We start from the raw sequence: 13882 nt of genomic DNA on the forward strand, positions 1-13882 counted from the left end.
AGCACCAGTACTGTAGAGTATTGGAATACGTAACATAATTGAATAGTTCACTCAGAGTGTTTGGGTGGCGAAGCGATAATTGTTCGAAACGACTTGACGATCACACTTCGGTGTGGTTCATCACAAGATGTTTCGGCGGCTATAGCGAGAGGGAAACGCCCGGTCACATTCCGAACCCGGAAGCTAAGACTCTCAGCGCTGATGGTACTGCAGGGGGGACCCTGTGGGAGAGTAAGACACCGCCGGACTTAACTTAGAAAAAACAAAGAGGCCACCCGAAAGGGNCAAACAAAAAGGCCACCCGAAAGGGTGGCCTTTTTTTACGTTAACGAGCCACCCAAGGGTGGCCTTTTTGCGTTAACGTGCGTTGCCGGGACTAGTCGTCCACGCGGGTGGCCCGTTGCTTTTCGCTGATGCGGATCTCCTGCGCTTATCCAGCTGCGACGCGCCCAATCGGCGCGAGGATGGCGACCGTCTCGCCGATCCACTCGTCTGCGGCGGGCATGGCCATGACCAGTGCGAGGAGCTTCACGGCCCCCGCTCCGATGATCACGGCGCCGTTGATAGAGACATAAAGAATCGGTGGCATCGCCGTGCCGAATACCGGTTCGGTCAGGAACACCTGGAGCCCCCAGTAGTGCGTTTAACGCAGCGAGGTCTCCATACCCGACGCGCCGCCCACGTGTGTCACGTCGCAGCGAGCATGTTCCCGCTCGCACTCATCCGTTGGTCGAGCTTGTCGAAACCGCCATCGACCAACGCGAGGCGGCCTGCGAAAACCAGCCACTGTGGTTCTCTAGCGGTTGGGGAAGCCGTGGGGGAGGCCGGTCAAGACCGGGGCCAGGCGGGCGAGACGCTCACGTTCGAGGAGGAGCGCGGTGTACTCGCGTTCGCGGCGCACTGCGGCGACTCCAGCGAGAAGGTACTCGGCGGAAGATTCAGGCAATGGCGAGACGAACGGAGTGACCTCGGCGGCCAGGGATTGAGCCAGGTGCTCGCGCGTGAGCGGAGTGAGGTGTGGAGACTGGCGCAGGTATTGGGCGACGCGGCGGGACAGGCGGTCGGGCAGCCGGGCGACGTCGACGGTCTGGGACCAGACCAGGAGTTCTGAGGGGAGCGGTCGCACGACCTCGCGGTTGCGCGGCACGCGCTCGTGCTGGCTGTAGGTGCCGGCGAGCAGGTCGCCAAGGCGCTTGGAGCGGCCATTGAGGAGGGCCACGGTTGCGGCCAGTCCGCCGACGGTCATCACAATCTCAAGCACGCCGGTGAGGGAACGGATGAAGGCGTGCCGCAGTGAGATCGCTCCGCCGTCGTCGCGCACAATGCGGGCGCCAATGGCGAGTTTGCCGAGCGAACGGCCCTGTGTGAGAGTTTCGACCAGCACGGGCACGACCAGAATAGAGAAGACCAGCGCGGCGATCACGACCGCCTGGGTGAGCGCCGGGTCGGCGCTGTCCCCGAAGGTCACAAAGAAAGCCAGCAGAATGAGCAAATACAGGGCTGCGTAGGCGATCGTGTCGATGATCGAGCCGGCAGCGCGCAGAATGACGCTGGCCGGCCGCACGTCGAGCGCAACCGCCTCGCCGGTCACGAGCTCGTCATCGCGCGCCAAGTCGTCATGTTCGGCACGATCAGACGGACGCGCGGTCTCCTTCATGTCTACTATTGAACCAGATGGATCTCGACGCATACACGGCAGCGCATCGCGCAGACTGGGACCGCCTGACCGAGCTCGGGGCCAGTCGGCGTCTGACCGGTGCCCAGGCGGACGAGCTGATCGAGCGGTATCAGGCTGGAGCCACCCAACTCTCCGCCATCAAGTCCACCGCCGGGTCGACCCTCGAGGGGGATCGGCTATCGGTCGGTCTGTCGCGGGCGCGGCTGAGGTTCACCGGCGTGAGTGCCAATGTTTTGGCGCAGATTCCCCGGTTCTTCCTGGCTCAGCTTCCCGCGGCCCTGTACCGGCTGCGCTGGCTCACCCTCGCCGTTGCCGTCGTGACGTTCGCGGTTGCCGCGCTTTACGCCGTGTGGGCGTTCAACGATCCGCAGGTGCTGGCCAACCTGGGAACGGATGCCCAACTCGCGCAGATCGCGAATGAGGATTTCGTGGGGTATTACTCGGCGAACCCGGCGGCATCGTTCACCGGGATGGTCTGGACCAACAACGCCTGGATCGCTGCGCAATGCATCGCTTTCGGCATCGTCGGAGTGTACGTGCCGTTCATTATTCTGCAGAACGCGATGAACCTCGGGACCACGGCGGCCGTGATGTTCGCCTATGACAAGGGTGACGTGTTCTTTCTGTATATCGCTCCGCACGGTCTGCTTGAGCTCACCGCGATTTTTGTGGCGGCGGCCGGTGGGCTACTGATCTTCTGGGCCTGGATCGCTCCCGGCGCACGCACCCGCGGGCAAGCCCTCGCCGAAGACGGGCGGGCGCTGTTCACGGTGGCCATTGGTCTGGTTTTCGTGCTGCTGGTGTCCGGCATTATTGAGGGCTTCGTCACCTCGCAGCCGTGGCCGTGGCCGGTCAAGATCGGCATCGGAGCAGTCGCTCTGGGTGCCTTTCTGGCGTACATGATCGTCGTCGGTGGCCGTGCCTTCCGGGCCGGCGAGACCGGCGACCTCGGCGAATTCGAAGCCGGAAGCACCCGAATCTACAGCGCCTGAGTTAGAGCCGCCCGGCGGCCTTCAGCGCGATGTACCGGTCGGCCAGGGCCGGCGGAAGCTGCGCGGGGGAGTCGGTGACGACATCCGCTCCCAGCTGACGGATCGCGGCCGACACGCGGGCCACGTCGAGCAGGGCCCGCTCAGCTGCCGCAGCCCGGTAAATCTCGTCGCGGCCACCGCGCTCACCGGCCGCGAGAACGGTGACCGGGTCGAGAACGGATGCCACCACAACCGTGTGCCGTTTGGTCAGCTGGGGCAGCACCGAGAGCAGCCCGGTCGAGGCGCCGGCAGCGTCGATCGAGGTCAGCAGCACGATCAGGGCATGCTGGCTCGTGATTGAGCGCACCTGGGCGGGAACGGCCGCCCAGTCCATTTCGATCAGTTCCGGGTCGATCAGGGCCATGGAATCGACCATCTGCGCCAGCAGCGCGGCCCCGCTGGCGCCCTGCACCCGACCGCGCACCCGCCGGTCGAAGGCGAGAAAGTCCACCCGGTCGCCAGCGACCGAGGCGAGGGCGGCGAGCAGCAGCGCGGCCTCGAACGCGGTGTCCAGCCGTGGTTCGTCGCTCACCCGGGCCGCCGAGGTGCGGCCGGTGTCGAGCACAATGACCACGCGGCGATCCCGTTCCGGCCGCCAGGTGCGCACCATCACATCGTTCCGCCGGGCGGTGGCGCGCCAGTCGATCGAGCGCACGTCGTTACCGCGCACGTATTCACGCAGACTGTCGAATTCGGTGCCCGGCCCGCGCAGCATCACGCTGGTACGCCCGTCGAGCTCCTTCAGCCGGGTGATGCGGGACGGCAGGTGTTTGCGAGCGTGAAACGGCGGTAGGACCCGGATGCGCCCGGGCGCGTTCAGGGTCACCTGACGGTTCCAGAGACCCAGCGGGCCGCGGGAGCGCACCGTCACCTGCAGGGTTCGACGTTCGCCCCGGCGAAAGGGCGTGAGCACGAGCGAGACGAGGCGCCGTTCTCCCGGCGGAATTTCGATCGGGGTGCGGTTGGTGCTGGCACCCGCCGACGGTTGCCAGGCGTCGCGCACAACGCCGACCAGGCGTCGACGGCCGGAATTGCTGAGGTAGAGCCCGCTCGTGACCGATTCGCCGAGTCGTACGCGGGCGGGCAGCATCCGTTCGACGGTCAGTGCGCGCGGCGAGGCGGCGAGAGCGAGGTCGATGCCGCCGAGCACGAGCACCAGCAGCAGCCAGGCTGAAAGCAGCCCGAAAGCGACCGGCGCCGTGTTTCCGAGCAGCACGATGGGCACCACGCCGAGAGCGACGAGTGCAACGAACCGTCCGCTGATCGTCATCGTTAGATCGGAACCTGAACCTGCTGCAGCACGCCGCGCAGTATCGCATCGACCGAGACGCCCTCGAGTTCGGCCTCGGGTCGAAGCTGCACGCGGTGCCGCCAGACCGGCAACACCATCGCCTGCACGTGATCGGGCGTGATCGCGTCATACCCGCTCAGCCAGGCCCACGCCTTGGCCGCCGCGAGCAACGCGGTCGTTCCGCGCGGGCTCACGCCGAGTTTGACCGAGGGGCTCACGCGCGTGGCGCGGGCCAGGTCGACGAGGTAGGCGAGCACATCCGCGCTCGAACCGACCCGAGAAACCGCAGCCTGCGCCGCCGCGAGTTCCGCCGCACCCAGCACCGCCGTGACGCCGGCACCGGCCAGATCGCGCGGGTTGAATCCGGCCGCGTGGCGCCGCAGCACCTCGATCTCCTCGGTGCGCTGCGGCACGTCGAGCACGAGTTTGAGCAGAAACCGGTCGAGCTGGGCCTCGGGCAGCGTGTACGTGCCCTCGTACTCGATCGGGTTCATGGTCGCCGCCACGATGAACGGCTCCGGCAGCCCCAGCGACTCGCCGTCGACGCTGACCTGACGTTCCTCCATCGCTTCGAGCAGTGCCGACTGGGTCTTCGGCGGCGTGCGGTTGATTTCGTCGGCGAGCATGATGTTTGTGAACACCGGCCCCCGCCGAAACTCGAACTCGCCGGCCCGTGCGTCATAGATGAGCGACCCGGTCACATCGCCCGGCATCAGGTCGGGCGTGAACTGGATGCGCTTGGTATCGAGGCTCAGCGCCTGGCTGAGCGTGCGCACGAGCAGCGTCTTGGCCACCCCCGGCACGCCCTCGAGCAGCACATGGCCGCGGGCGAGCAGGGCGATGATCAGCCCGGTCACCGCGCCGTCCTGGCCGACGACGGCCTTGCCGACCTCGGCGCGCACCCGGTTGAGCGACGCGCGCAGGGCTGCTGCCTCATCGGCGACCGGAAGTTGGGTAGGCGTGGTGGGAATCGTCATGGTTCCATTCTTTCGGCTGGATCGGTTAAAGACTGTTGTGAAACGGATGCCGCCACTCCCGCAGCGACGGCCCGGCTGGCCGCGCGTTCCAGAGCCTGCAGCGCGTCCGACAATGCCAGAAGTTGGGCATCGCTGGTGGGAACAGCCTCGACCAGTACACTGCGTACCTCGGCCGGGGTGCGCCCGGTGATCCCGGCAACGGTGAGCATGATCTCCTCCAACGCGGCGAGATGCCCGAGCCCGACGGTGCTGGCGAGTCGCTGCACCGCCCCGATTCGGAGCGCATCGAGGGCGCGCAGCCGGGCATTGCCGCGGGCATAGAGCCGGGCGCGACCCTCCATGGTCTCGCTCGCCTTCACCGTGACCGGCAGGTTCTCGGCCACGAGCGGCCCAAATCGCCGTCCCCGCCAGAACGCGGCGGCCACGGCGGTCAGCCCGAGCAGCAGCAGCACCGGGGTCACCCAGCCGGGCGTCAGCGCGGCGAGCGAGGGCGGCCCGGTGCGGGGCAGGTCGGCGAGCGTCGGCAGGTACCAGATCAGGGAGTCACTCTGGCCGAGCAGGCCGAGGGCCAGCGCCGCGTTGCCGTAGCCGGCCACGTTCTCGTTGTTGAACACCCGCAGGTCGGCGACCAGTGTGGTTCGGTCGTTGGCGACCATCGAGAATGTGTTGTCGCCGCTCGGAAAACAGCCCATCAGCAGGGAATCGACCGGAAGGGACAGCGTGTCGCCGCCGGGAATCAGCTCTTCGGCGCGGTTAGCGGCCGGTAGGGCGCAGTCGGCGACGAGAGATCCCGCGCCGGACACCCCGCCGAAACCGACGGTCGGAGCGAGCGACTGCAGGGTGAGAAAGTCCGGCGCCACGACAACGGTGCGCGCGGCCAGCCGGGTCAGCTGGGCCAGCTGGGAATCGACCAGATAGCTGTTTTCGTCGTAGAGCAGAACGGTTGAATCCGTTTCGGCCAGGCTTCGCACCTCGGCCAGGGAATCGGCCAGTGTCACGGTGACGCCCTGCTGGCGCAGCACCTCGACCAGGGCCATCGAACCGGCCGGAGCGGGGTTGTCCCCGGCCAGCGCGCGGCCGGCGACGTTGGCGCCGCCCGACACGAGCACGGCGACGATCGCGACCACGATGATGCCGGCACCGGCGATGATCCAGAATGAGGAACGGCGCAGCTGGGCGCGCAGGGTCGGAGTGGCGACATCCGTTTCACCAACGATCACGGGCGCGCTCACAGCACTCCAGCCAGCGGCGCGGGCGATGCCGCGCCGAGCTCGGCGTCCAGCTCCGTGAGGGCGCGATACTCCGCCTCCGTGCCGGCCTGCTCGAGGTAGCGCACGCGGTCGAAAATGTCAGCGGCGCTCGAGAGGGCAGCGCCGGACTGGGGGAATGCCAGCCCGGCCCGCGCTGCGAAATCGTGCGCGGTCGTGCCGGGGGTGACCGTCAGCACGGTGCGCTCCGCGAGACCGCGGGCCACGGCGCGAAAAATCTCTTCACAGGCGAGGCTCCAGTCGCCCACGCTGGCAGCTCGAGAGGCCGCCGTGCGCATCTCGGCGCTGCTGCGCTGGTCGACGGCGCCGAACAATTCGCTGCTGATCCGCCGCCGGAGAGCCAGTTTCGGAGCCCCGAACACCAGCCAGCTGGCCACGATCGCCGCGATCACGACCACGGTCGCGAGCACCGGCAGCCAGTTGGCGCCGCCACCGGACGGCAACGTCAGCGACTGCAGCCAGTCCAGAAAAGTCTGCGCGACCCGATCGAACCAGGTCGGCCTGGCCGCGGTGTACTGTGCCTTGGCGAGTTCCTCGCGCAGCCAGCTGCGGGCATCCGGTGCGTCGGGATCAACCGGGACACCGACCGCGCCGATGAGCAGCACCACGGCCACGGTCATGGCGCCGGGTGCCCGGTGACCAGATAGGGGTCCGGCACGTCGAAGCCCTGCGCCGCCGACTCCACGTAGCGTGCGAGTTCCAAATCGAGGCCCTCTTTGCGCATGCGCAGGTCGAGGTAAATCAGCGCGACGGCCGCCGACTGCACGACCGCGGCCACGGCCGCAATGGGGATGGCAACGATCAAGGTGACCACGAGCGTCACGATCGACGATTCAAAGGCAAAGGCACCGTTGGGGTCGACCAGCACGGTTCCGAAGCCGAGTACGAGCGAGACGGGAAGGCTGACGACCTGGCTGATGACCTGCACGATCAGGGTGACCAGCAGCAGCACGCCGAGCGTGCGCCAGAAATAGCCGCGAGTGAGCGACCATGACCGAATAACGGATGCCCGCACGCCCAAATTTTCGAGCACGATCAGGCTCGGCACCACACTGGTCTTGGTATAGAAGTAGAAGCTCGCCGCAGCGAGCAGCAGCCCGCCAAAGACGCCGACCAGAACCCCGGCGACGATGCCCGCGACACCGCCGACGGCGACCAGCAGCACGACGATGCCGGCAACCACGGCGACGCCGAGCAGCAGCGCGCCGGTAATGAGGAGGGTCCACAGCGCCAGTGGCCAGAGGCGGGTCGCCGCTCGCCGCCACAGAGCGCTGAGTCGCTGTTTTTCGCCGAGGGTCGCGCGGGCCACCTCGACCACAATGATGGCCTGCAACAGTGCCGAGGCGATCACGGTCAGGGCCAGCGGAATAATGGCCGAGAGGACGCCGGTCAGCACTGAGCCGGCCGCGACGGCGTCCTGCTGGTCGAGTGGGGCGCTGTCGATCCGGTCGAACGCCCACAGCGTGACCAGGCCGACAACCAGCACGGTGACCAGCATGATGGCCGCCTGAATGATCAGGCCGCTGCCGAACGTCGCCTTGGGGTTTCGACGCAACACCTGAAAGGATGCCCCGAGCAGGGTGCCGAGACCGATCGGTCGCAGCGGGATCAACCCGGGCTTGGGCGGCGGCGCCCAGCCCTGCCCCGGACGGGGGCCCTGGTAGGCGGGTGTCGGCGTGGCAAACTCCCCGTATTGGGGCGGAACCGGGGAGTCGGGGGCTTGCCAGTGGTCGGTCACCATTCCATGCTGGCACAGGTCGCTCGAAGAAACGCCCGCGCGACCACTCTGTCAGCGGTCTCGGCTACTCTTATGCCAGACTTTGCCCTACTCATCGGGCAATCTGCCCCGCGCACCATCAGAACACACCTGACCTTGTTCTGGAAAGAGACCCATGACCGCACGCATTTTGGTTGTCGATGACGACACCGCCCTGTCCGAGATGATCGGTATCGTTTTGCAGGGCGAAGGCTTCACCCCGGGCTACTGCGCCGACGGATCACTCGCCCTCGACATTTTTCGCACCGAGAAGCCCGACCTGGTGCTGCTCGACCTCATGCTGCCCGGCCTCGACGGCATCGAAGTCTGCCGCCTGATCCGGGCCGAATCCGGCGTGCCCATCATCATGCTCACGGCCCGCTCCGACACCACTGATGTGGTCAAGGGGCTCGAATCCGGTGCCGACGACTACATGGTCAAGCCGTTCAATCCCAAGGAACTCGTCGCCCGCATCCGCACCCGCCTGCGTCCGCCGGCCGTCGACGGTGCGCTTAGCCTGCACATCGGCGACCTCGTCGTGAACGCGGTCGGCCATGAAGTCACCCGCGGCGATGCTTCGATCAACCTCACCCCGCTCGAATTCGACCTGCTGCTGGCCCTCGCCTCCAAACCGCAACAGGTGTTCACCCGGGAGATGCTGCTGGAGCAGGTCTGGGGTTACCACTACAAGGCTGACACCCGGCTGGTGAACGTGCACGTGCAACGACTGCGCGCCAAGGTCGAGCACGATCCGGACAATCCGAAAATTGTCATGACGGTGCGCGGCGTCGGCTACCGTGCCGGTGTCGTCAGCTAGCCCCACCATGAACGTCAGGCAACAGCAGAACCGGTGGGGCTCCCCATGCCGCAACTGACCTATTGGAGCAGACCGCGCAACTGGCCGCGTCTGCTGCGTTCGTCGTGGCGATCCTCCCTGCAGTTTCGTACGGTGACCATTTCGGTCGCCTTCTCCGGGCTGGCCATCCTCGTCGTCGGCGTTTATATGTCGGTCAGCATCGGCAATGACCTGTTTCAGTCCCGCCTCAGCCAGGTGCTGCTCGATTCCAACCGGGCGACGAGCGCCGCGCAGAGCCTGTTTGATGCCTCGGATGCCACGGACCGGGTTCAGGTCCAGAACCTGCTCAGTTCCGCTCGAACCTCCATCTCCACGACGTCATCGAGCCGGCTGGTCGCCGTGCTTCGCGTGCCCGGCCAGGAATCGTCGACCGTTGCGCCGCAGGACTCCTCGACGTTCGGGCAGTCCACCGGGGTGATCGGCGCCGACCTGCGCACCCAGGTCCAGGGCAACAACGGTGAGCAATTCTGGCAATCGGTCACTCTGACTGGCGAGACCGCGACCGTCCCCGGCATCGTCGTGGGGTCGCAGATCACCGTTCCGGTCGCGGGCCGCTACGAGCTCTACATCGCGTACAGCCTGCAAGACGCCGAAGCGACGCTGCTCTTCGTGCAGCAGACGCTCGGCGTCGCCGGTGTCGCCCTCGTGCTGCTGATCGGGGCCGTGACCTGGATTGTCGTTCGTTTCGTCGTCACACCGCTGCGGGTCGCCGCCGAAACCAGCCAGAAACTGGCCTCCGGCGACCTCATGGTGCGCATCCCGGAGAAGGGCGAAGACGTCATCGCCACGCTCGCGCGATCATTCAACGGAATGGCCGACAGCCTGCAAAGTCAGATTCGTGAACTCGCCGACCTGTCCGAGGTGCAACAACGTTTTGTCTCGGATGTCTCGCACGAACTGCGCACGCCGCTGACGACCATCCGCTTGGCCGGTGATGTGCTCTACGACCAGCGGGCGAGTTTTCCGCCGGCGACCGGGCGCACGGCCGAGCTGCTGCACACCCAGGTGGAGCGGTTTGAGCTGCTGCTGAGCGACCTGCTCGAAATCAGCCGCTACGACGCCGGCTCTGTTGAGCTGGAGAGCGAACCGACGAACCTGGTTTATCTCGCCGAGGACGCCATCGACAGCCTGCGATCCCTGGCCGAGTCCAAGGGCAGCGACCTACGGCTGGTGGCGCCGGGCGGGTACCTCAACGCCGACGTCGATCCGCGACGCATCCGTCGGGTGCTGCACAACCTCATCGGCAACGCTATCGAGCACGGTGAGGGCAAACCGGTCGTGGTGTCGGTCGACAGCGACGCGAAGGCGGTCGCGCTCGCCGTGCGCGATTACGGCCTGGGCATGAGCCAGGCCGAAGTCGCGCACGTCTTCGACCGGTTCTGGCGCGCTGACCCGTCCCGTCAGCGCACGATCGGCGGCACCGGCCTGGGGCTGGCGATCTCCCGGGAAGACGCGAGCGTGCACAACGGATGGCTGCAGGTCTGGTCCCGTCCCGGCGAGGGTTCCTGCTTTCGGCTGACCCTGCCCCGCACCGCCCAGGGCCTGCTCGAATCCTCGCCCCTTCCGCTGCCACCCGCCGACGCCACGGACCAGCTCGGCGAGTCCGGGCACGTGCCCGTTCTGGGCGGAGGCCCGCATGCATAACCACCATTCACCGTGGCGCGGCTGGGTCGGCCGCGTTGTACCGGCCGGGCTCGTCGCTATCGCGCTGGCCGTCGGCCTGGGCGGCTGCACCGGCATTCCCCGCGACGGAGTGGTGCACGCCGGAACGGACCTCGTCCCCGACGCCAATCCGGCTCCGGTTTTTCTCCCGGCGCTGCCGCAGAAGGACGCATCAACGGATTCCATTCTGCGCGGGTTCATCGATGCTTCCTCGAGCCCGGAGAACAACTACGATATCGCTCGCCAATTTCTCGTTCCGCAGTTCGGTTCCGTCTGGGACCCCACTGTCGGAGTCACGGTCGACAATGGCTCCGGGCGCACACTGACGGTCGTCGACGAGGGCACAACGCTCGTGGCCATCACGCCGATCGCCGAGGTGGACGTGTCCGGCGAATACCGCGAGGTCGACGCCACCCCGGTTCCGTTGCGCTACGAATTTGCGAAGGTCGGTGACCAGTGGCGCATTAGTGCGGCCCCCAACGGCACCGTCATTGACGAAAACACCTTCAACGATGTGTTCAGCGCTCAGCCGGTGTACTTCTACGACCCAGGGTTTCGCTATCTGGTGCCGGACCTGCGCTGGTTTCCGCGCGGAGCATCCGCCCCCACCAAACTGGTCAACGCCGTGCTCGGCGGGCCGAGCGCCTGGCTGGATGGCGCGGTCGCCACAGCGTTCCCGGCCGGGTCCAAACTCACCGCTGACGCCGTACAGGTTGTGGGGCGCCAGGCCATGGTCGATCTGAACAGCGAGGCGCTCAACGCCGATCGGCAAACCCTGCAGCGCATGAAGGCGCAGCTCGTGGCCAGCCTGCCAGCTGGCCTGTCCGTTGACATCACGATCGACCAGAACTCCCAGTCCATCGACGACCTGCAGTCGGGGGCTCCCACGGTGGACCCGCGCGTCGACGCCCGCGCGCTCGTCTTGCGCGGCGGTGAATTCGGCTTTCTCGCCGCGACCGGGCAAAGCATCACCCCGCTCGACGGGCTGTCGGCGACCATCGCCCAGCTGGCCCCCACCGCGGTGACGCTCTCGTCCGGCCAGGGAACAGCCGCGGTTCTCGCCGCCGACGGAGTCTACGTCGTGCGCGCCGGCGACGACCCCGAGCTGCTTGATTCTCGCTCGGGCCTGCTCGCGCCGTCCAGCGACAACGACGGCTTCGTCTGGTCGGTGCCGTCGAACGACCCGAGCGCGCTGGTCGTCTACAGCCCAACGGGGGAAGCGACAGTGTTGCCAACACCCTGGCCGGAGGCGACGTCGATTACCGCCCTGAAAATCTCCCGCGACGGCTCCCGTCTGATCGCCCTGCTCGGCACCGGATCCGAAACCCGATTCGTGGTCGCGTCGATCATTCGTGATGGGTCGGTTCCCACCGGCATCGGACCGCCGGTACTGCTGGCCGGAGGCGGAGGGGTCGGCCTCGATGCGACCTGGATCGACGAATTGACCGTCGCCTCGCTCAGTGCCCTGCCGAGCGGAGAGTCCCGCATCGTCACGCAACAGCTCGGTGGCGTCAGCTCCACCCTGGAGTCGCCCGCGAGCAGCCGGTTCATCGTCGGCAGCAACTCGGTGCGCGACCTGCGTGCGCTCACCGACATCGGTAGCCTCGAGGTGCAACGCGGAGCGGGCTGGCAGGCCCGCATCGACGACGTGACGCTGCTCGCCACCCAGCAGGGTCTCGGCCGCTGAGCGCGCGCTGAAGCCGGCCGACTCCTCCACCGGCGGCGCCGGGCGCGGCCGTCCGCCACCCGCCCGCTCGCTCCCATCCGCACCGCAGCATCGGGCACACTGGCGCCATGAGCCACCGGCTGCGTGACCACCTGACCGCTGCGGCACTGGACGCCTGGGCGGCGCTGCTGCCCACCTCCTGCAGCGGCTGTGGAGCCGCTGACCGTGCCCTGTGCGCGGCCTGCCGGCTGGCGCTGCTCCCGGCCGTGCACCCGGTCACCCGCGACGACGTGCGCATCTGGTCGGCGCTCACCTACGAGGGTGTGGCTCGCCACGTGATCGCTGCCTACAAAGACAACGGGCGAACGGATGCCGCCGCGGCGCTGGCCGCACCGCTGCGAGCAGCCATCGTGGCCGCGCTCGCCGCCGCACCGAGCCTGCCCGCGCCGAGCCTGCCCGCGCCGAGCCTGCCCGCACTCAGCCGGGTCGCGCCGGGCCCGGCCGGAATCGAGCTCGTGACCATCCCCTCCTCACGCCGGGCCTGGCGGGCCCGCGGCTACCACCCGGTCGATGCACTGCTGCATCGCGCTGGCCTCCACCCGGCCCCGTTGCTCGCCCAACGCGGCGTGGTCAGCGACCAGGTCGGTCTGGGCCGTACTGAGCGCGCCGCGAACAAAGACCACAGCCTCATGGCCCGACATCCACTCAACGGAGTCGCTGTAATCCTGGTCGACGACATCGTGACCACCGGCGCCACGCTCCTCGAGGCGCGCCGTGCCGTGTTCGCTGCGGGCGGCACCGTCGTTGGCCTGGCCACACTGGCGGAAACACGGCGTCTGCTGCCGCGATAACGACCCGTCGCACAAACTGGTTAACAAATACTGTGACTTATCCCATCGCCCCGGCTACGGTGGAGTCAAAGGCGCGCAATGATCGCCCGGTTTGAGGGCGGTCCGCCAAACTGGAGGTCGTCATGGAAACTAACATCGTCGGACGCAACCTTGGGATCACTGATCGCTTCCGGGATTACGCGACGGAGAAGGCCGAGAAAATCGCACTCCTCGCGGATAAGGCCCTCGCACTCGAAATCAAGGTCAGCCGTCACCACGAGAAGAACGGTGCAGCCGTCGGCAACGACCGGGTTGAACTCACCCTGATCGGTAAGGGTCCGCTCGTTCGGGCCGAAGCGGACGGATCCGACAAGTACGCTGCTTTCGACGTGGCGCTCGGCCGTTTACTCGAGCGTGTTCGCCGCGCCAAGGACCGCAAGAAGGTGCACCGCGGTGGAGCCCACCGCCCCACCTCGCTGCACGAGGCATCCGCGGTCGGGTTCAGCGTCATCGACATCACGCCGGCCAACCCCGAAACGCTCGAGCGGGTGCGCACCGGCGCGATTCCCATCGTGCAAGCGGATGCCCCCGCCGTCGCGGACGAGGACGAGTACTGCCCCGTCGTCATCCGTCGCAAGGTCTTCGCCGCTGCGCCCATGTCGGTCGACGATGCGCTCTACTTCATGGAGCTGGTCGGGCACGACTTCTACCTGTTCCAGGATATCGAAACCAAGCGTCCGAGCGTGGTCTACCGCCGCAAGGGCTGGGACTATGGAGTCATCGAACTCGATAGTGCCGTCAGGGAGTTGCACGAGGCTGTGCCCGTTGCCAGCGGGCGTGCCAACTGACCAACTAGCATTGCCTTAG

The 13882-nt window shown here is 67.1% G+C and carries 13 protein-coding genes and 1 rRNA gene; 7 read left to right on the forward strand and 7 right to left on the reverse strand.

What is annotated here, in order from left to right; all coding sequences use genetic code 11:
* Positions 1-131 precede the first annotated feature (131 nt).
* Positions 132-248, forward strand: a 5S ribosomal RNA gene (rrf, locus tag E3T43_RS08710).
* Between the two features lie 182 nt (positions 249-430).
* Here the strand turns inward: rrf and E3T43_RS08715 are convergent.
* A complete protein-coding gene (locus E3T43_RS08715; RefSeq protein WP_134472158.1) occupies positions 431-622 on the reverse strand; it encodes a hypothetical protein in 192 nt (63 codons plus the stop codon).
* 174 nt (positions 623-796) lie between these two features.
* A complete protein-coding gene (locus tag E3T43_RS08720) occupies positions 797-1657 on the reverse strand; it encodes an RDD family protein (RefSeq protein ID WP_134472160.1) in 861 nt (286 codons plus the stop codon).
* Positions 1658-1674: 17 nt separating this feature from the next.
* Here E3T43_RS08720 and E3T43_RS08725 point away from each other — a divergent pair, with 17 nt between their 5' ends.
* Positions 1675-2670 carry a stage II sporulation protein M gene (locus tag E3T43_RS08725; RefSeq protein ID WP_134472162.1) on the forward strand — a complete coding sequence of 332 codons (996 nt, stop codon included), beginning with the start codon at positions 1675-1677 and terminating at the stop codon, positions 2668-2670.
* A gap of 1 nt (position 2671) precedes the next feature.
* Here the strand turns inward: E3T43_RS08725 and E3T43_RS08730 are convergent, their stop codons facing one another.
* Genes E3T43_RS08730 through E3T43_RS08750 form a run of 5 tightly spaced genes read right to left on the reverse strand, consistent with a single transcriptional unit; the run spans position 2672 to position 7986 of the window.
* Positions 2672-3979: a DUF58 domain-containing protein gene (locus E3T43_RS08730; RefSeq protein WP_134472164.1), complete on the reverse strand. Its 1308-nt coding sequence runs from the start codon at positions 3977-3979 to the stop codon at positions 2672-2674.
* Positions 3980-3981: 2 nt separating this feature from the next.
* Entirely contained in the window at positions 3982-4977 is a 996-nt protein-coding gene (locus E3T43_RS08735; RefSeq protein ID WP_134441792.1) for a MoxR family ATPase, read from the reverse strand.
* Entirely contained in the window at positions 4974-6209 is a 1236-nt protein-coding gene (locus tag E3T43_RS08740; protein WP_134472166.1) for a DUF4350 domain-containing protein, read from the reverse strand. The genes E3T43_RS08735 and E3T43_RS08740 overlap by 4 nt, the downstream gene beginning before the upstream one ends.
* Positions 6206-6865, reverse strand: coding sequence for a DUF4129 domain-containing protein (locus E3T43_RS08745; protein WP_134472168.1), 660 nt, complete (start codon positions 6863-6865; stop codon positions 6206-6208). Before E3T43_RS08745 ends, E3T43_RS08740 begins: the two co-directional genes overlap by 4 nt.
* The gene (locus E3T43_RS08750; RefSeq protein ID WP_166791283.1) at positions 6862-7986 is read right to left on the reverse strand and encodes a hypothetical protein; all 1125 of its coding nucleotides are present in this window, start codon (positions 7984-7986) and stop codon (positions 6862-6864) included. The genes E3T43_RS08745 and E3T43_RS08750 overlap by 4 nt, the downstream gene beginning before the upstream one ends.
* 151 nt (positions 7987-8137) lie before the next feature.
* On the opposite strand from E3T43_RS08750, the gene mtrA reads away from it, so the two are divergent.
* From mtrA to hpf, 5 genes are all read left to right on the forward strand, one after another.
* Complete coding sequence (gene mtrA, locus E3T43_RS08755; protein WP_134441789.1) at positions 8138-8818, forward strand: MtrAB system response regulator MtrA; 681 nt, start codon at positions 8138-8140, stop codon at positions 8816-8818.
* Positions 8819-8863: 45 nt separating this feature from the next.
* Entirely contained in the window at positions 8864-10501 is a 1638-nt protein-coding gene (gene mtrB / locus E3T43_RS08760) for an MtrAB system histidine kinase MtrB (protein WP_134472172.1), read from the forward strand.
* A complete protein-coding gene (locus E3T43_RS08765; protein WP_134472174.1) occupies positions 10494-12206 on the forward strand; it encodes an LpqB family beta-propeller domain-containing protein in 1713 nt (570 codons plus the stop codon). Before mtrB ends, E3T43_RS08765 begins: the two co-directional genes overlap by 8 nt.
* Positions 12207-12313: 107 nt before the next feature.
* The gene (locus E3T43_RS08770) at positions 12314-13036 is read left to right on the forward strand and encodes a ComF family protein (protein WP_134472176.1); all 723 of its coding nucleotides are present in this window, start codon (positions 12314-12316) and stop codon (positions 13034-13036) included.
* A 122-nt stretch (positions 13037-13158) separates the two neighbouring features.
* Positions 13159-13863 carry a ribosome hibernation-promoting factor, HPF/YfiA family gene (gene hpf / locus E3T43_RS08775; RefSeq protein WP_134472178.1) on the forward strand — a complete coding sequence of 235 codons (705 nt, stop codon included), beginning with the start codon at positions 13159-13161 and terminating at the stop codon, positions 13861-13863.
* The last annotated feature ends 19 nt before the right edge of the window (positions 13864-13882 follow it).

It is taken from the genome of Cryobacterium sp. Hh7 (genome assembly GCF_004403155.1).
GTDB lineage: Bacteria > Actinomycetota > Actinomycetes > Actinomycetales > Microbacteriaceae > Cryobacterium > Cryobacterium levicorallinum.

What these genes read in the sequence shown, in the direction of transcription:
- E3T43_RS08720 (WP_134472160.1), bottom strand. Translation starts at nt 1,657, where the DNA reads ATGAAGGAGACCGCGCGTCCGTCTGATCGTGCCGAACATGACGACTTG.
- E3T43_RS08725 (WP_134472162.1), top strand. Translation starts at nt 1,675, where the DNA reads ATGGATCTCGACGCATACACGGCAGCGCATCGCGCAGACTGGGACCGC.
- E3T43_RS08730 (WP_134472164.1), bottom strand. Translation starts at nt 3,979, where the DNA reads ATGACGATCAGCGGACGGTTCGTTGCACTCGTCGCTCTCGGCGTGGTG.
- E3T43_RS08735 (WP_134441792.1), bottom strand. Translation starts at nt 4,977, where the DNA reads ATGACGATTCCCACCACGCCTACCCAACTTCCGGTCGCCGATGAGGCA.
- E3T43_RS08745 (WP_134472168.1), bottom strand. Translation starts at nt 6,865, where the DNA reads ATGACCGTGGCCGTGGTGCTGCTCATCGGCGCGGTCGGTGTCCCGGTT.
- E3T43_RS08750 (WP_166791283.1), bottom strand. Translation starts at nt 7,986, where the DNA reads ATGGTGACCGACCACTGGCAAGCCCCCGACTCCCCGGTTCCGCCCCAA.
- mtrA (WP_134441789.1), top strand. Translation starts at nt 8,138, where the DNA reads ATGACCGCACGCATTTTGGTTGTCGATGACGACACCGCCCTGTCCGAG.
- mtrB (WP_134472172.1), top strand. Translation starts at nt 8,864, where the DNA reads ATGCCGCAACTGACCTATTGGAGCAGACCGCGCAACTGGCCGCGTCTG.
- E3T43_RS08765 (WP_134472174.1), top strand. Translation starts at nt 10,494, where the DNA reads ATGCATAACCACCATTCACCGTGGCGCGGCTGGGTCGGCCGCGTTGTA.
- E3T43_RS08770 (WP_134472176.1), top strand. Translation starts at nt 12,314, where the DNA reads ATGAGCCACCGGCTGCGTGACCACCTGACCGCTGCGGCACTGGACGCC.
- hpf (WP_134472178.1), top strand. Translation starts at nt 13,159, where the DNA reads ATGGAAACTAACATCGTCGGACGCAACCTTGGGATCACTGATCGCTTC.